This is a genomic window from Caballeronia catudaia (genome assembly GCF_001544755.2).
Taxonomy (GTDB): Bacteria; Pseudomonadota; Gammaproteobacteria; order Burkholderiales; family Burkholderiaceae; genus Caballeronia; species Caballeronia catudaia.
This window is the reverse complement of the sequence record NZ_FCOF02000002.1, coordinates 20,656-38,039: the sequence shown is the minus strand read 5'-3', so window position 1 is coordinate 38,039 and position 17,384 is coordinate 20,656. Positions and strand designations below refer to the sequence as shown.

15 protein-coding genes are annotated in these 17,384 nt (G+C 62.4%); 5 read left to right on the top strand and 10 right to left on the bottom strand.

The genetic code is table 11. The annotated features are described in order from the left end of the window. Window positions 1–71: 71 nt before the first annotated feature. Window positions 72–1,010 (top strand): carbohydrate kinase family protein, encoded by a 939-nt coding sequence (locus tag AWB75_RS02390; protein ID WP_061122487.1) that lies wholly within the window; start codon window positions 72–74, stop codon window positions 1,008–1,010. A gap of 17 nt (window positions 1,011–1,027) precedes the next feature. Further along, the gene (locus AWB75_RS02385) at window positions 1,028–1,507 is read left to right on the top strand and encodes an outer membrane lipoprotein (RefSeq protein WP_035507755.1); all 480 of its coding nucleotides are present in this window, start codon (window positions 1,028–1,030) and stop codon (window positions 1,505–1,507) included. A gap of 261 nt (window positions 1,508–1,768) precedes the next feature. Here AWB75_RS02385 and AWB75_RS02380 read toward each other — a convergent pair whose 3' ends face one another. The 4 genes from AWB75_RS02380 to AWB75_RS02365 all read right to left on the bottom strand — a co-directional run bounded on the left by AWB75_RS02380 (window position 1,769) and on the right by AWB75_RS02365 (window position 5,011). Further along, a complete protein-coding gene (locus AWB75_RS02380; protein WP_087086450.1) occupies window positions 1,769–2,422 on the bottom strand; it encodes a histone H1-like DNA-binding protein in 654 nt (217 codons plus the stop codon). Window positions 2,423–2,452: 30 nt separating this feature from the next. Then, window positions 2,453–2,782: a hypothetical protein gene (locus tag AWB75_RS38340; RefSeq protein WP_087086449.1), complete on the bottom strand. Its 330-nt coding sequence runs from the start codon at window positions 2,780–2,782 to the stop codon at window positions 2,453–2,455. 104 nt (window positions 2,783–2,886) lie between these two features. After that, on the bottom strand, window positions 2,887–4,128 hold the full coding sequence (locus AWB75_RS02370) for a ribonucleotide-diphosphate reductase subunit beta (protein ID WP_061122486.1): 1,242 nt from the start codon (window positions 4,126–4,128) through the stop codon (window positions 2,887–2,889). Between the two features lie 670 nt (window positions 4,129–4,798). Beyond that, window positions 4,799–5,011 (bottom strand): DUF3820 family protein, encoded by a 213-nt coding sequence (locus AWB75_RS02365; RefSeq protein WP_061122485.1) that lies wholly within the window; start codon window positions 5,009–5,011, stop codon window positions 4,799–4,801. A gap of 122 nt (window positions 5,012–5,133) precedes the next feature. Between AWB75_RS02365 and AWB75_RS02360 the strand changes: the two genes are divergently transcribed. After that, a complete protein-coding gene (locus AWB75_RS02360; protein ID WP_061122484.1) occupies window positions 5,134–6,531 on the top strand; it encodes an MFS transporter in 1,398 nt (465 codons plus the stop codon). 638 nt (window positions 6,532–7,169) lie between these two features. On the opposite strand, the gene AWB75_RS02355 is transcribed toward AWB75_RS02360, so the two are convergent. The 4 genes from AWB75_RS02355 to AWB75_RS02340 all read right to left on the bottom strand — a co-directional run bounded on the left by AWB75_RS02355 (window position 7,170) and on the right by AWB75_RS02340 (window position 12,622). After that, window positions 7,170–10,163 carry a ribonucleoside-diphosphate reductase subunit alpha gene (locus AWB75_RS02355; RefSeq protein ID WP_061122483.1) on the bottom strand — a complete coding sequence of 998 codons (2,994 nt, stop codon included), beginning with the start codon at window positions 10,161–10,163 and terminating at the stop codon, window positions 7,170–7,172. 572 nt (window positions 10,164–10,735) lie between these two features. Further along, entirely contained in the window at window positions 10,736–11,338 is a 603-nt protein-coding gene (gene ampD, locus AWB75_RS02350; RefSeq protein ID WP_061122482.1) for a 1,6-anhydro-N-acetylmuramyl-L-alanine amidase AmpD, read from the bottom strand. Next, on the bottom strand, window positions 11,335–11,664 hold the full coding sequence (locus AWB75_RS02345; protein WP_061122481.1) for a PP0621 family protein: 330 nt from the start codon (window positions 11,662–11,664) through the stop codon (window positions 11,335–11,337). The genes ampD and AWB75_RS02345 overlap by 4 nt, the downstream gene beginning before the upstream one ends. 37 nt (window positions 11,665–11,701) lie before the next feature. After that, window positions 11,702–12,622 carry a cytochrome C assembly family protein gene (locus tag AWB75_RS02340; protein WP_061122480.1) on the bottom strand — a complete coding sequence of 307 codons (921 nt, stop codon included), beginning with the start codon at window positions 12,620–12,622 and terminating at the stop codon, window positions 11,702–11,704. A 110-nt stretch (window positions 12,623–12,732) separates the two neighbouring features. On the opposite strand from AWB75_RS02340, the gene ffh reads away from it, so the two are divergent. Beyond that, the gene (gene ffh, locus AWB75_RS02335; RefSeq protein WP_061122479.1) at window positions 12,733–14,100 is read left to right on the top strand and encodes a signal recognition particle protein; all 1,368 of its coding nucleotides are present in this window, start codon (window positions 12,733–12,735) and stop codon (window positions 14,098–14,100) included. A gap of 124 nt (window positions 14,101–14,224) precedes the next feature. Beyond that, window positions 14,225–14,776, top strand: a complete 552-nt coding sequence (locus AWB75_RS02330) for a hypoxanthine-guanine phosphoribosyltransferase (protein ID WP_053568795.1) — start codon at window positions 14,225–14,227, stop codon at window positions 14,774–14,776. 42 nt (window positions 14,777–14,818) lie between these two features. On the opposite strand, the gene AWB75_RS02325 is transcribed toward AWB75_RS02330, so the two are convergent. Next, window positions 14,819–15,421: a MarC family protein gene (locus tag AWB75_RS02325; protein ID WP_061122478.1), complete on the bottom strand. Its 603-nt coding sequence runs from the start codon at window positions 15,419–15,421 to the stop codon at window positions 14,819–14,821. Next, complete coding sequence (locus AWB75_RS02320; protein WP_061122477.1) at window positions 15,421–17,157, bottom strand: proline--tRNA ligase; 1,737 nt, start codon at window positions 17,155–17,157, stop codon at window positions 15,421–15,423. The genes AWB75_RS02325 and AWB75_RS02320 overlap by 1 nt, the downstream gene beginning before the upstream one ends. Window positions 17,158–17,384 lie beyond the last annotated feature (227 nt).

The window sequence follows — 17,384 nt, the reverse complement described above, 5'->3', positions numbered from 1 at the left end:
CGCGGTGGGAAACTCGCCGCGCGCCGCATGCGCATTCTCTTCTCCGGTTCCCAACGATAAGGACGTTCGCCTTGGCTACGCTCATCTGCGGCTCGCTCGCCTACGACAACATCATGACTTTCCAGGGCCGCTTCGGCGACCACATCCTGCCGGACCAGGTGCACATGCTGAACATCAGCTTCCTGGTGCCGACGATGCGCCGCAACTTCGGCGGCTGCGCGGGCAACATCGCGTATGCGCTGAAGCTTCTCGGCGGCGAACCGAAAATCATGGCGACGCTCGGCGCGGCGGACTCGCAGCTCTATATCGACCGACTCGACGCGCTCGGTTTGTCGAAGGAATACGTGCGCGTGCTGGCCGACCAGCACTCGGCGCAATGCTTCATCACGACCGACCTCGCGAACAACCAGATCACCGCCTTCCACCCCGGCGCAATGATGGAATCGCACCTCAACCGTGCCGACGAAGCGCAGGGCATCTCGCTCGGCATCGTCGCCCCCGACGGCGCGCAAGGCATGCGCGAGCACGCCGAAGGTCTGGCCCGCGCGGGCGTGCCGTTCGTGTTCGATCCGGGCCAGGGACTGCCGATTCTGGAAGGCGTGGAACTTTGTCGCATGATTGAACTCGCCACATACGTGGCGGTCAACGATTACGAAGCCAAGTTGCTGAGCAACAAGACCGGCTGGTCTATCGAAAACATCAAGAGCCGCGTCGACGCCCTCGTGGTGACACGTGGCGAACACGGCGCGCAGATCTATCATGAAGATGGCGTGCTCGACGTTCCCTCCGTAGAAGCGCGTCAGGTGGTCGATCCGACCGGTTGCGGCGACGCATTCCGCGGCGGCCTGTTGTACGGCATCGAAAACAAGCTTGGCTGGGAGAAAACGGGTCGTCTCGCAAGTCTGATGGGTTCGCTGAAAATCGAACATCAAGGGCCGCAAACCTACGCGCCGACGCGCGCCGAAATCGAAGAGCGTTTCAAGCAGGCTTTCGGAAGCAGCCTGGTCTGAATGAGTGGAGTAAAGGAATGAAAACGGTAAGTCGTATCGCGTTGGCAATGGCGCTCGTCGGCTCGGTGGCGCTGACGGGCTGCGCGTACAACAGCAGTTCTTCGGACGTCTACACGGCGTCGCAGGCGCAGCGCGAGGAAACGGTGCGCATGGCGACCGTCGAAAGCGTGCGTGGCGTGAAGATCAGCTCGAACAACGGCCAGCCAACCGGCCTCGGCACCATCGGCGGCGGCGCGCTGGGCGGCGTCGCGGCAGCAAGCGCGATCGGCGGCGGCAACGGCTCGATCATCGCGGGCATCATCGGCGGCCTGGCTGGCGCCGTGGCGGGCAACGCGGTCGAGAACAGCGTCGCGATGAAGAACGGCCTGGAGATCACGGTGCGCCTCGATAACGGCGACATGCGCGCCATTACCCAAACCGCGAACGGTGAAGTCTTCCAGGCGGGCGAGCGGGTGCGTCTGCTGTCGAGCGGCGGCGTCACGCGCGTCACGCATTGAGCTGAGGCACTGAGGCATTCAGCGGAGGAATGAGCGCTGCCGCAAAGCGAGCGCCTCGTTCTCAGACCGAAGCGCATGTATCGAAAGATGCATGCGCTTTTTCTTTGCCGCGCGAAAGCCGCGCGGCCGAGGCTCGATGCGATTCGTTGGCCGAAGTGAAAAACCCGCCGCTGAGTCTCCTCAACGACGGGTTCAGGCCGGGTAGGCCTACCCGGCTAAGGGCACAGCGCAGTGTGCCTGGGTGTCGCGTGCTGCAAGAAGTTACGGACGGCTGCCCGTCGGGAACGGCCATGCCGCTGCCGGGTTCAACGCCGTCTTGACCGCAGCGGCCGGAGCCGGTGCCGGCGCCGATACCGTCGTCGCCGTCGTGGCAGGTGCAGCAGCCGTAGTCTTCTTCACAGCGGCGGCCTTCTTCGCCGGAGCTTTCTTCGCGGGGGCCTTCTTCGCAGCAGGAGCAGGCGCAGCGGCTGCGGTCTTCGCAGCAGCCTTTTTCGCGGGAGCCTTTTTCGCAGCGGCTTTCTTCGCTGCGGCCTTCTTCGCGGGCGCCTTCTTCGCCGCGGCCTTCTTCGCAGGCGCCTTCTTCGCTGCAGCCTTCTTCGCCGCTACCTTCTTGGTCGCGACCTTCTTCGCTGCGGCCTTTTTCGCCGGAGCCTTCTTCGCCGCGACCTTCTTCGCTGCAACCTTCTTCGCCGCTACTTTCTTCGCAGCGACTTTCTTGGTTGCCACTTTCTTCGAAGCGACCTTCTTGGCCGCGACCTTCTTCGCTGCTACTTTCTTCGCCGCTACTTTCTTCGCTGCAACCTTCTTCACAGCGACCTTCTTAGCGGCAACCTTCTTCGCCGGAGCGGCCTTCTTGGCGGTGACTTTCTTTGCTGCAGCCTTTTTCGCGGCGGGTTTTTTCTTGGCAACTGCCATGATTTTCTCCTTCAGGTTTTCAGATGAGAGTCAGTTCAAACAACACCCTTCGTCAAAACCCGCTTCCCGCGTGTCGCCTTCTCGACAGCGCACGCTACGAAGCGGATTATTCATCGGCGTACGCTGATCCCACCTGCTTACGCTAATGAATACGGCAAGGCGCGCCGTGCCCCGAGGCACCGCGCGCCAAATTGAGTCAGCACCGCTCCTGAGCGGCGCCGGCCATCGCTTGATCGAGCCAGCGAGCTTGCCGCTGGCATTTTCCGGGGGGAAGTTTGCCCATCCCATTGAAGGGATCGCAAAACGCCTGTCTTCTATTCGAGCCACTCGGCCCGCCAAGTCAGTAGGCGCACTTTGCATCAGGCGACCGTTCTCCTAAACCTTGTCGGCCAGGCGCGCGTGATCGACACGCTGCTGCCAGTCCGCCCCATCGATTTCGTCTGCAACACGTCCTGGGCTTGTTGTTATTCCCAGGTCAGCGCGCCGCCGGTTTGATACTCAATCACGCGTGTCTCGAAGAAGTTGCGTTCCTTCTTCAAGTCGATCATTTCGCTCATCCACGGGAACGGGTTTTCCTCGTTCGGGAAGAGCGGGTCAAGCCCGATCTGCTGGCAACGCCGGTTGCAGATGAAGCGCAAGTAGCTCTTGAACATCGACGCATTCAGGCCGAGCACCCCGCGCGGCATGGTGTCTTCAGCGTAGCGATATTCGAGATCGACAGCCTGCTTGAAGAGCTCGCGGACCTCGGCCTTGAATTCGGCGGTCCACAGTTGCGGCTCTTCGAGCTTGATCTGGTTGATGAGGTCGATGCCGAAATTGCAGTGCATCGATTCATCGCGGAGGATGTACTGGTACTGCTCCGCCGCGCCCGTCATCTTGTTCTGGCGACCCAGCGCCAGAATCTGCGTGAAGCCCACATAGAAGAAGAGACCTTCCATGATGCAGGCGAACACGATCAACGACTTCAGCAATTTCTGGTCCGCTTCCAGCGTGCCCGTGGTGAAGGCCGGGTCGGTCAGCGTATTGATGAACGGAATGAGGAACTCGTCCTTGTCGCGGATCGATTTGACTTCGTGATACGCATTGAAGATCTCGCTCTCGTCGAGGCCCAGCGATTCGACGATGTACTGGTACGCGTGCGTGTGGATCGCCTCTTCGAACGCCTGGCGCAGCAGGAACTGGCGGCACTCCGGAGCGGTGATGTGACGGTACGTGCCGAGCACGATGTTGTTCGCGGCCAGAGAATCTGCCGTGACGAAGAAGCCGAGATTGCGCTTGACGATGCGGCGCTCGTCGTCCGACAGACCGTTCGGGTCTTTCCACAGGGCGATGTCGCGCGACATGTTCACTTCCTGCGGCATCCAGTGGTTCGCGCAGCCGGCGAGGTACTTCTCCCACGCCCACTTGTACTTGAACGGGACGAGCTGATTGACGTCGGTCTTGCCGTTGATGATGCGCTTGTCGGCGACATTGACGCGCGCTTCGCTCTGAGCAGCGATGGCGCTTGCGGAAGGTGTGGCGGTTGCGGGCGGAACGAAGCCATCGGAGAAGATGTTGTTCGCCTGAGCAATCTGATGGGCAGCTTGATGAGCCGCAGCTTGCGCTGCCTGCGTACCGAAAGTCGTGCCTTGAGCGTGACGCAACGCGTTCTGTTGCGAAGCGCTCGAGGGAGCTACGGCAGTGGTCTCGTCATCCCAGTTGAGCATAAATTCTCACCATCAATTTAGATCGGTTTGTACCATCTTTTCATGAGCGATAAAAGAGTTTGCTCATGAAAATTCTCGTTTTCATGCGATTTAGATTCGACGTTGCTACCTGCATACAACACTTGGCTCTTCACTTCATGTTCGAAGCTCGATGCCATACCTCTCGAATCGTGTGTGAAGCGGTCCTGATCGAGTGATGCCGATGGCTACGCGACGTGCTTCGACTGTTTGGTTTCGCTGCGTCGAAAGCCCCGCCGCATAAGGCGTCGCGGCTGATGCTCCGTGCGCGGCCGCTAGCGGGCGCCGCGCTTCACTGCGAACATCGACGCGTTGCTGCGTTCGATGACGAACGCATCGAAGCGTGACTCGTTGCGTTCATTGACGATGTCTCTCGGTGACACTCGATGCGATGCAAAACATGCGTCGACGAGCGATCGATTTGCCCGCTCTTCGATGACCTTCGATGCATGTCATCGAAGGCGCTCTGCTTCATTCGAAACGCGCTCTCGCGGGCATTCAAATGACGCTCTGTTGCCTGCCCTGCGCGTCGAATCCGTTGCCGAAGTCTATCATTCCGCGTCTCTTATTTCCACAATATCTTGTGCTTGCAAAACAGGCCGATACAACCTATAGCGTGTTTAAGCAAAGATGCGCCATGCCACGGAAACCCTCATCGGCCACGCAGAGGATCGAGCAGCGAACGCAGATTGTTGTGGTCGATCTCGTGCATCAATGCGAGCAGCGCACCGAGCTTGCCCTCTGGAAAACCCTCACGCGCGAACCACGCGAGATAGTGACCAGGCAGATCGGCGAGCACGCGATCCTTGTACTTGCCGTAGGGCATCGTCTGCGTGACGAGCCGTTGCAGATCGTGCGGGTCCATCGCTTCTTCATTCCTCGTTCAATGTTCATCGCAGCACGTAATGCGCTTTGATCCCTCAGCGACTGCTCCATATCGGTGCCATAATCGCCGCTCTTGCCGCCAAGAGTTGATCGCGATTCACCATGCCACTCGCCGTCAAAGCTTTCATTGCTCCTCTCATCGTCGCGTGCGCGATGTTCATGGAAAGCGTCGACGCCAATGTCATCGTCACCGCGATTCCTGAAATGGCGCGCGCCTTCGGACGCGATCCCGTTACCTTGAAAGTCGCCGTCACGAGCTATGTGCTCGGGCTCGGCGTCTTCATACCGATATGCGGCTGGGTCGCCGACCGCTTCGGCGCACGCGCCGTGTTCCGCACGGCCATCGGCGTGTTCGTCGTCGGCTCGCTGCTCTGCGCGGCATCGACATCGCTCGGGCCGTTCACCGTCGCGCGCTTCATCCAGGGCGTCGGCGGCGCGATGATGGTGCCCGTCGGCCGCATCATCATCTTTCGCTCGGTGCGCCGCTCGGAGTTCATTCGCGCGATGAACTATCTCTCCGTGCCCGCAATGCTCGGACCCGCGGTAGGTCCCTTGCTCGGCGGCTTCATCACCACCTATCTGCACTGGCGCCTGATCTTCTTCATCAACATTCCGATCGGCATCTTCGGCATCTATCTGACCAACCGCTACATCGCCAATTCGCACGAGGAACATCCGGGCCGGCTCGACTGGTTCGGCTTCTTCCTCTCTGCGGGCGCGGGCGTGCTGCTGTTGCTCGGGCTCTCGCTCGTCGGCGGCGAACTGATCCCGCAAGGCACCGCCTACGCGATGTGCGCCGCCGGCGCGCTGATGGTCGTGCTGTACTGCGTCCACGCGCGTCGCGCGGAGAAGCCGCTGCTCGACCTGCGCTTCTTCCGCGTGCCGACGTTCCAGGCGAGCGTCCTTGGCGGTTCGATGTTTCGCATCGGGCTCGGCGCCGTACCGTTTCTTCTGCCACTCGCGCTGCAGGAAGGACTCGGCATGACTGCGTTCAAGTCCGGCGCGATCACCTGTGCGTCCGCGTTCGGCGGCATGTTCATGCGCTCGCTTGCTTCGCGCGTGCTGCATCGCTTCGGCTTCCGGCAGACGCTCTTCTATAACGCGGCGTTGTCGGGCATCGCCATCGCCGCGTGCGGCGCGTTCTTTCCCGGCACGCCGACCTGGGTGATCTGGGCCGTCGTACTGCTCGGCGGCTTCTTCCCTGCGTTGCAGTTCACGAGCCTCAACTCGCTTGCGTATGCGGAGATCGAAACACGCGATGTCGGCCGGGCGACCAGTCTTGCGAGCTTCGTGCAGCAGGTGTCGCTTGGTCTTGGCGTCACGGTTGCGGGCATCACGCTCGAGCTCTCGCAATACCTGAACGGTCATGCGAGCGTGCAATGGTCCGACTTCTGGCCTGCGTTTGTCGTCGTCGGGTTCTTCTCGTTTCTTTCGATGCCGATTACCGCGCGGCTCGCGCATGACGCCGGGACGGAGATTTCGCGTGGGACGCGGGGGTGAGGGTCGCTTCTTTGCTGTTGGCGCTGCCCCCAGAGTAGCGAGTGTTCTCGTAGGTCTCACCGGGCTTGGATCGCGCACGGTCTGACACATCGCACCGCACAACTGACTGGTTCAGCACCATTTAGCTCCAGCCCGCTTCGCGGCCGATCGGTCAATCGGGTTTGCGTGCGCTTCTTTGCTAACGCTTCGATCGCGCTGCTCTCGCGGTTGATTGGCTTCCGTCGCAGACCCTGCGGCAGCGCGTAGCGCTGTGCCGGAACCCTTTCGTGCTGAACCGGTTCGCTTAACGTTATCGGGCGGCAGACCGTGCGCGATCCACGCCCGGTTAGTCCTTCGAGAGCACTCGCTACTCCGGGGGCCATTAGATCGATCGCCTGTGCCGCGGCCGGTGTGAAGTGCTTAGGCTGGGGAGAGTTGCTTTCTTTGCCTACTTTCTTTGCGTCGACCAGAGTTGGCGCTTTAGCGCTTACTCTGGTCCCGAGCAAAGAAAGTAGGTGCCGCCCCGCACAGGGGCAACGCCAATAAACCAACACGAAAACAGGATTCCCCGAAAGCCCAGAAAAACAAAAACGGACCGACACCGAAGCAATCATAAAGCTGCCCCGATACCGGCCCGCTTCGACTGGCTCAGTCGAACCTTACTGACAGGCCTCGCACTCGTCGAAACCCGGATCCCCCGGACGCATCATGCACACGGGACCATCGGCTTCGGGAGCCGCTTCGACCGCGGCGGCATTGAACCCACCATTGCCAGCCGCCGATGCACCACCGCCCACGCCACCGCCGAACCCGCCAGCCGCGCCGCTGCCACCGTCGCCCGAAGGCACCGCGTTCAACGCGCCGTGCGCGACCGTCGACTTCTCGACGTGCGTCGCCGCCATCGTGCGGAGGTAGTACGTGGTCTTGAGACCGCGCACCCACGCGAGCTTATAAACCTCGTCGAGCTTCTTGCCCGACGCCCCCGCCATGTAGATGTTCAGCGACTGCGCCTGATCGATCCACTTCTGACGGCGCGACGCCGCTTCGACCAGCCACTTCGGATCGACTTCGAACGCGGTCGCGTAAATCGCGCGAAGATCGGCCGGGATACGGTCGATGCGCGAGAGCGTGCCGTCGAAGTACTTCAGATCCGACACCATCACTTCGTCCCACAGGCCGCGCGCCTTCAGATCGCGCACGAGGTAGTCGTTCACGACCGTGAATTCGCCTGACAGATTCGACTTCACGTACAGGTTCTGGAACGTCGGCTCGATACACGCCGACACGCCGATGATGTTCGAGATCGTCGCCGTCGGCGCGATCGCCACGCAGTTCGAGTTGCGCATGCCGTACGTCGAGATGCGCGAACGCAGCGCGGGCCAGTCCATCGACTCGGACATATCGACTTCAACGTAACCGCCGCGCGCCTGCTCCAGCAGCTTCAGCGAATCCTGCGGGAGGATGCCGCGATCCCACAGCGAGCCGCGATACGTCGCATATCGGCCACGCTCTTCCGCGAGTTCCGTCGACGCGTAGTAGGCGTAGTAGCAGACGGCTTCCATCGAACGATCCGCGAACTCGACCGCTTCGCCCGACGCGTACGGCGTGCGCAGTAAGTGCAGGCAGTCCTGGAAGCCCATGATGCCCATGCCCACCGGACGATGCTTCAGGTTCGAGTTACGCGCCTTCGGCACCGCGTAGTAGTTGATGTCGATGACGTTGTCGAGCATGCGCATCGCGACGCTGATCGTGCGCTTGAGCTTCGCGTGATCCAGCGCGAACGTGCCGTCGGCCTGCTTCACCATGTGCGCGACGAGGTTCACCGAGCCGAGATTGCAGACGGCGATTTCGGTGTCGCTCGTGTTCAGCGTGATTTCCGTGCACAGGTTCGACGAATGCACGACGCCGACGTGCTGCTGCGGCGAGCGCACATTGCACGGATCCTTGAACGTGATCCACGGATGGCCCGTCTCGAACAGCATGCCGAGCATCTTGCGCCAGAGTTGCGCCGCCGGCAGCTTCTTGAACAGCTTGATCTCGCCGCGTGCGGCTTTCTCTTCGTAAGCGACGTACGCCTTTTCGAAGTCCGCGCCGAACAGGTCGTGCAGGTCCGGGCACGTGGACGGCGAGAACAGCGTCCAGTCGCCGCCTTCGATCACACGCTTCATGAACAGGTCGGGAATCCAGTTCGCCGTGTTCATGTCGTGCGTGCGGCGACGGTCATCGCCCGTGTTCTTGCGCAACTCCAGGAATTCCTCGATGTCGAGGTGCCACGACTCCAGGTACGCGCACACCGCGCCCTTGCGCTTGCCGCCCTGATTCACCGCGACGGCCGTGTCGTTCACGACCTTCAGGAACGGCACGACGCCCTGCGACTTGCCGTTCGTGCCCTTGATGTGCGAGCCGAGCGCACGCACGCGCGTCCAGTCGTTGCCGAGGCCGCCAGCGAACTTCGAAAGCAACGCGTTTTCCTTGAGCGCTTCGTAGATGCCGTCGAGGTCGTCGGCGACGGTGGTGAGATAGCACGAGGAGAGCTGCGAGCGATGCGTGCCCGAGTTGAACAGCGTCGGCGTCGACGACATGAAGTCGAACGACGACAACACGTTGTAGAACTCGATGGCGCGCGCCTCGCGGTCGATTTCGTTCAGCGACAGACCCATCGCGACACGCATGAAGAATGCCTGCGGCAACTCGATGCGCGTGCCTTCGACGTGCAGGAAGTAACGGTCGTACAGCGTCTGCAGGCCGAGATAGCCGAATTGCAGATCGCGGTTCGCGTCGAGCGCGGCGCCCAGGCGCTTCAGGTCGAACTGCTGGAGCTTGTCGTCGAGCAGGCCGGCTTCGACGCCGCGCTTGATGAACAGCGGGAAGTATTCGGCGTAGCGCTCGCCCATTTCTGCTTGCGTCACTTCGCCTTCGAGAATTTCGCGGCGGATCGTGTGCAGCAGGATGCGCGCCGTGACCTGGCTGTACGCCGGGTCCTTTTCGATCATCGTGCGCGCGGCGAGGATGGCCGAGTCGTAGACCTGCGACATCGGCACGCCGTCGTACAGGTTCTTCACCGTTTCCGCGACGATCGGCTCGGCGGACACCGCTTCGCCCAGATCCGCGCATGCGGAAACGATCAGCCCCTTGAGCGCGTCCATGTCGAGCGGATGCGTGACGCCGTTGTCCGTCACGTTGATGACGCCGCCTTCATGACCCTGCGCGTTTTGCGCGGACGAGCGCTCTTGCGAACGCTGCTGCGTGCGCTTCTCGCGATACAGCACGTAAGCGCGCGCGACGTTGTGCTCGCCGCCGCGCATCAGCGCGAGCTCGACCTGATCCTGAATGTCTTCGATGTGAAACGTGCCGCCATGCGGACGGCTGCGCACGAGCGCGCGCACGACTGCTTGCGTCAGTTGATCGACGAGCTCGCGCACACGCGCGGACGCGGCGCCCTGGCCGCCATTGACGGCGATGAACGCCTTCGTCACGGCGATCGCGATCTTCGTCGGCTCGAACGACACCACGCTTCCGTTCCGACGGATGACTTTGTAGTCGGCAAACGTCGTGTTCGGCGCGAGCGCCTCGGCGCCCACGGCTTGCGCACCGCCCTTCGGCTGTGCGGAGGCGCCTTCGAAGGAAGTCGTGGCGTTCTCGGTGGTTTGCATGTGCAAAACTCCTGGTGTTCGAATGATGCGGATGGTCCGCGGATTTATCACTTATGCCCCGCACGTCACGAAACTTCATGACCGTCGCGCGGTGTTTTGGCGGTATAGCCGGGCTGTGAATGCAGCAGGCCGGATAACACGAATCGCGGCGCTTACGGCCCGCATTGTTCTTGGCGTCTCATGCGGTGCCCGCGTTGGCGCGCGGTGTCGGTCGACGCAACTCGCGCTCGCTAGCTTGCCTTCTTCACGGTGCTGCTCGCTGACGCCCGATGCGCCCGGCGACGCTCTCCTCGCAAAGAGAACCGCCTCGCGCATCGCCCCGGGCCAGCCAAACTTCTTCTACGCCGGAGAGCCGGCGGCGCCGGCTCTGCTGAGCGGGCGCCGCCACAACAACACAAGATCTAGTGCCAAGTACGTCTTTCGGCACCAAGTATAGTGGACATCCGGGCAGTCTCAAAAAGTTTTATTTACCTTCGACATGCCACCGCGGGGTTGACTTTTGCTGTCGCAAAGCACGGCAAGGCCTCGCGCGCGACGCTGTTGCGCCGCAGCGAGAAAGACCGTACGCCGCGTCAGATGTTCGACAGAAAGGGGAAGAAGGACGGTGGCAGCGCGCTGTCGTGACGCAGGCGCGGCCAGTCGAAGTGAGGACCGGGATCGGTCTTGCGGCCGGGCGCGATGTCGGAATGACCGGCCACCGCGTCGATCGGATAGCGCTTCACGATGATGCGCGCAAGCCGCGCGAGCGCTTCGTATTGCGCGTCTTCGAACGGCACGCGGTCGCTGCCTTCGAGCTCGATGCCGATCGAAAAATCGTTGCAGCGCTCGCGTCCGCAGAACGACGAGACGCCCGCGTGCCACGCGCGTTCATCGCAGGAGACGAACTGCTGCGTCTCGCCGTCGCGGCGGATCACGAAGTGCGCCGACACGCGCGTGCCGCGCAGGTGATCGAAGTACGGATGCGCATCGTGATCGAGCGTGTTGAGGAAGAAATCGGCGATCGCGTTCGTTGTGAAATCATCGGGCGGCAAGCTGATGTTGTGCACGACGATGAGCGTCGGCGCCGCGTTGTCCGGACGCCCCTCGAAGTTTGGCGACGGCAGGCGCGTCGCGTTCGTGAGCCAGCCTTGCGCGTCGATGTGCGGATCCCGCTTCGATGGGACGTGAGCGTTCATCGCGCGTCGCGGCCGGTCGGACGAGCCGCGTAGTGGCGCGCGTGATCGGCGCAGCAGAAGCGCTGGCCCGCGACAACGATGGATTCGCTGCGCGGCGTATGCACGCCGCATTGCGCGCAGCGGATGAGCGGATCGGCGAGCTGCGGCGCGTCGTGCGAAGCGGCGCCGTTGCCGTGGTTCGTCCGACGCGCGCCGGACGCGCCTCCGGCGGTCGCGCCGCCCGCTTGTGCATCGCCCTGCTGCGCGCGCTCGTTCGCGCGGCGCAGTTTCTTCAGGAGCCACTGGAACACAAAGAACAGGACGATAAGGAAGATGAAATTTCGCATCGTTTCAAATGCCGATAAAAGTGCGCCCTTCCCGCGCTCAGACGACCGCGCGATGCAGCAGCACTTCGAACACGAAGCGGCTGCCGACATACGCGAGCAGCAGCGCGGCGAACGAAGCGAGCACCCAGCGCAACGCGGCGCGTCCGCGCCATCCGGAGATGCGGCGCGCGGTGAGCAGCGCGCCGAACATCAGCCAGGAGAGGAAGGCGAACACGGTTTTGTGATCGAGGCGCAATGCGCGATCGACCAGTTGTTCGTTGAACGCGATGCCCGACACGAGCGTGAGCGTGAGCAGCACGAAACCGGCCGCGATCAGACGGAACAGCAGTTTTTCGAGCGTCAGCAGCGGCGGCAGCGTGTCCAGCCAACTCGTGAGCCAGCCGTTGCCGGTATGACGCGTGGCCATGCCGCGCATGCGTTGCAGGCGGCGTTCGAGCATGAGCATGAGCACGGCGTGCAGCGCGGCGATCGCGAACAGCCCGTACGCGATGTTCGCGATCAGGAAGTGCAGCTTGAACATCGGCGCGGCGGAATACGAGAGCACGCGCACGCCGCCGAACAGGAGCGGCAACAGCGACGCGATGCACGCGAGCGGCAGCACGAGCAGACGCAAGCCGTCGAGCGGGAAGAAGAAACTTTCGATCCAGTAGATGCCCGCGCCGAGCCAGAACATCGCGGAGAGCGCGAACGCGAAGCCGAAGACCATCGCGTTCTGGGGGAAGATCGTCGTGTGCAGCAGCAGGCCGTGCACGAGCAGCGCTATTAATAATAGAGCGCGGCCCGAATGACCCATGCCCGCGCTCATGTCCGGCGACTTTTTGGGCGCAGCGGCCGGCGCGATGCCCGTAGGCACGCCGGCCAGCGCCGGCTCCACGGCCGTGTGGCGATGCGCGCGCCAGCCCGCCACGGCCAGTCCGCCGTAGAGAAGCGCAGTGAGGGCATACAGTACAATATCCATGTTCGAAGTTTACACTAGGCCCTTGATCCACGACGGTTTCCCCCTTGCGTCAGCGCGGGGCGGCACGTCGTTTTGCATCGAAAAAGGGCCGCATTTTCTACCATTTCCCCATGCTCGATAATCTGACTCAACGGATGGCGCGCGTCGTCAAGACGCTCCGTGGCGAGGCTCGGCTCACCGAGGCCAACACGCAAGAGATGTTGCGGGAAGTCCGTCTGGCGCTGCTCGAAGCGGACGTGGCGCTGCCGGTCGTGCGCGAGTTCATCGCGAAGGTGAAGGAAAAGGCGCTCGGCGAGGAAGTACTGTCGAGCCTGTCGCCGGGTCAGGCGCTCGTCGGCGTCGTGCAGAAAGAACTGACAGCCGTGATCGGCGGCGATTACGAAGGCAAGGCCGCCGAACTGAATCTTGCCGTCGCGCCGCCCGCGGTCATTCTGATGGCCGGTCTCCAGGGCGCGGGTAAGACCACGACCACCGGCAAGCTCGCCAAGATCTTGCGTGAGAAGAGCAAGAAGAAGGTGCTCACCGTTTCCGTCGACGTTTATCGCCCCGCTGCTATTCGTCAGTTGCAGACGGTGACCGAACAGGTCGGCGCGGATTTCTTCCCGTCGGAGCCGAATCAGAAGCCCGCGGACATCGCGCGCGCGGCGATCGACTGGGCAAAGCGCCATTATCACGATGTCGTGATCGTCGATACGGCCGGCCGCCTCGGCATCGACGAAGCGATGATGAACGAGATCAGCGAGCTGCACACGCTGCTGAAGCCCGCTGAAACGCTCTTCGTCGTCGATGCCATGCTGGGTCAGGACGCCGTCAACACGGCCAAAGCGTTCAACGACGCGCTGCCGCTCACCGGCGTCGTGCTCACCAAGCTCGACGGCGATTCGCGCGGCGGCGCGGCGCTCTCGGTGCGTCACGTCACGGGCAAGCCGATCAAGTTCGTCGGCGTCGCGGAAAAGCTCGACGGCCTCGAAGTCTTCCATCCGGACCGCATGGCGAACCGGATTCTCGGCATGGGCGACATTCTGGCGCTCGTCGAGGAGGCTCAGCGCGGCGTCGATACGGCCACCGCGCAGAAGCTCGCCGACAAGGTCAAGAAAGGCGGCGACTTCGACCTGAACGACTTCAAGGCGCAACTCGCGCAGATGAAGAACATGGGCGGCCTGTCATCGCTCATGGACAAACTGCCGGCGCAGTTCCAGCAGGCGGCGCAAGGCGCGGACATGAACAACGCCGAGAAACAGATGCGCCGCATGGAAGGCATCATCAACTCCATGACCATCAAGGAGCGCGCGAAGCCCGAGCTCATCAAGGCCGCGCGCAAACGCCGCATTGCCGCGGGCGCAGGCGTGCACGTGCAGGAAGTGAACCGCATGCTCAATCAGTACGAGCAGATGCGCGGCATGATGAAGAAGCTGAAGGGCGGCAACCTTCAGAAAATGATGCGCGGCATGAAGGGCATGTTGCCCGGCATGCGCTGACACACACTTTTATTGAACCCGCGTCCTCTTCGGTCGTCCGACTCGAAAGAAGCGCGGGTTTATCATATGGCGCACGCCGCCGTTTTTTTCCACACTAAGAAGTCAGCCTTTCCCGCTTCCCCTTATGAATCGCGAAGAAGCCCTCCATATTTTCAGCCACTCCGAAGAGATCGTGACGGCTGACGAAGTCAACGCATCCATCGGCAAGATGGCCTCGTCCATCAAGGCGGCGACGCAAGACGACTTCCCGCTCGTGCTTTCGGTGATGGGGGGCGCGGCCGTGTTCACCGGCATGCTGCTGCCGCATCTGGATTTCCCGCTCGAATTCGATTACATCCACCTGACGCGCTATCGCAACGCCATCAAGGGCGGCAGCGAGATGCAATGGCGCGTGGCGCCGGCGGAATCGGTGAAGGACCGCGTGGTGCTCGTGCTCGACGACATCCTCGACGAAGGCGAAACGATGGCCGCAATCCGCGACCGCATCATGGCGATGGGCGCGAAGACGTTTCTGTCGGCGGTGCTGTGCGAAAAGATCATCCCGAAGGCGAAGCCGCTGCGCCCGGATTTCTGCGGTTTCGAAGTGCCGGATCGGTACGTGTTCGGGTGCGGGATGGATGCGAAAGGCTATTGGCGGAATCTGCCGACGATTCGGGCGTTGACCGAGGGCGCGTGATTCGCGCCTCGCAAAAAGAAAGCGGCCGACCGGCCGCTTTTTTCATTGAAGCTGATGCACGAAAGTGCGTATCCCCGTCAACATCATCTCGACGGAAATCGCCACTAGCACGAGCCCCATCAATCTCTCGAACGCAGTGACGACACGCTCGCCGAGCCACTGCTGAATCTTCTCGGCAAGGACCAGCACCGTCGCGCAGACGATCATCGTGACGGTCAGCGCGCCGACCCATTCGAGCATCTTGCCCGGCGCCTGCGACGTCAGCAGCATCACCGTCGCGAGCGCCGACGGCCCGGCCAGCGCCGGAATCGCGAGCGGCACGATCAAAGGTTCTCCGCCGCGAGAATCGCCGCCCATCGCGCCGTCCGGATGCGGGAAAATCATCCGCAATGCGATCAGAAACAACACGATCCCGCCGCCGATGCGCAACGACAAATCCGTCAGATTCATCGCGCGCAGAAAGCGGTCGCCCGCCATCATGAACACCAGCAGGATGCCGAACGCGATCGCGACTTCCCGCAAGATCACGACGCGGCGCCGCTCTTTCGCGACGCCGCGCAACGCGTTGATGAAGATCGGAATGTTGCCGAGCGGATCGGTGATCAGCAGCAGCAGGATCGTCGCCGAAAGGAAGTTGTACTGCATTACTTCCCGAGCGCGGCCCGCACTTTTCCGATGACGGCGTCAGCGGCTTCATCGACCGGCAGCAGCGTGGCTTCGGTATCGCGGCGGCCCTGATACTCCAACTTGCCCTCCTTCAGACCACGATCGCCGATCACGATGCGATGCGGCACGCCGATCAGCTCCCAGTCCGCGAACATCACGCCCGGACGCTCGCCGCGATCGTCGAGAATCACGTCGATCCCCGCTTGCTGCAACGTTGCGTAGAGCTTGTCGGCCTGCTCGCGCACGGCGTCGCTGCGGTCGTAGCCCATCGGGCAGATCACGACTTCGAACGGCGCGATGGCTTCCGGCCAGATGATGCCCTTGTCATCGAAGTTCTGTTCGATCGCCGCGCCCAGCACACGCGTCACGCCGATGCCGTAGCAGCCCATCTGCATCGGCGCGGGCTTGCCGTTCTCGTCGAGGAACGTCGCGCCCATCGAATCCGAATACTTCGTGCCGAGCTGGAACACGTGGCCCACTTCGATGCCACGGCAGATTTCCAGTGCGCCCTTGCCGTCCGGCGACGGATCGCCCGCGACGACATTGCGGATATCCGCCACTTCCGGCTCGGGCAGATCGCGGCCCCAGTTCACGCCGGTCGTGTGGTAATCGACCTCGTTCGTGCCGACGACGAAATCGCTCATGTTCGCGACCGTGCGATCCGCGATCACGCGCACCGGCTTTTTCGTGCCGATCGGGCCGAGATAGCCCGGCGGCGTGCCGAACCATTCGATAATTTCGGCTTCCGTCGCAAAACGATAGCCCGCGAGGCCCGGCAGCTTGCTCGTCTTGATGTCGTTGAGCGAATGATCGCCGCGCAGCATCAAGAGCCAAATGGTCGGCTCGGCGCCTTCGTTCTCCGTCGCGAGCACGATCGACTTGATGGTCTTCTCGAGCGGAATGCTCAGAAGCTGCGCGACCGCCTCGCATTTCGCGGCGCCGGGCGTCGGCGTCTTCTTCAACGCTTCCGTGGGGGCGGCGCGTTGCGCGATGAGCGGCAAGGCATCGGCCGCTTCGACGTTGGCCGCGTAGTCCGAACTCGGGCAATACGCGATGTCGTCCTCGCCCGTCTCGGCGATCACGTGAAATTCGTGCGAGCCGCTGCCGCCGATCGAGCCGTTGTCCGCCGCGACCGCGCGGAAGTCGAGACCGATGCGCGTGAAGATGCGCACGTACGCGTCGTACATCTTGCGATACGTCTCGGCGAGGCCGTCGAGGTCCTTATCGAAGGAATAGGCGTCCTTCATGATGAACTCGCGGCCGCGCATCACGCCGAAACGCGGACGGATTTCGTCGCGGAACTTCGTCTGGATCTGGTAGAAGTTCACCGGCAACTGCCGATAGCTCTTGATCTCGCGGCGCGCGATGTCCGTCACGACTTCCTCGTGCGTCGGGCCCATCACGAAATCGCGCTCGTGGCGGTCCTTGAAGCGCAGAAGTTCCGGGCCGTACTGCTCCCAGCGGCCCGACTCCTGCCACAGCTCGGCGGGCTGCACGGCGGGCATCAGCAGTTCGAGCGCGCCCGCGCGGTTCATCTCTTCACGCACGATGGCTTCGACCTTGCGCACCGAGCGCAGGCCGATCGGCATGTAATCGTAGATGCCGCCCGCGACGCGGCGGATCATGCCGGCGCGCATCATCAGCTTGTGGCTGACGATCTCGGCGTCGGCGGGAGCTTCTTTCAGGGTGCCGATGAAGAAACGGGATGCTTTCATTCAAATTTTCCAAAAGCGGCGCGCGCTTCGGAGCCGGTGTGGCGCCGGAGCTGGCGTATCGAAGGTGAGCGACTGAAACGGTCGACGGCTCTGCATGAAGAAGAAGATTTTGCCGTCTTCCGCAAACCCTGGCAAAGAGCCGTGAACCCGGCGCGAGAAATTCATGCCCGCATGCAGGTGCGCGCCGCGGGTTCGAACCGATGCGCGGGGTCCGTTAACTGTTTATA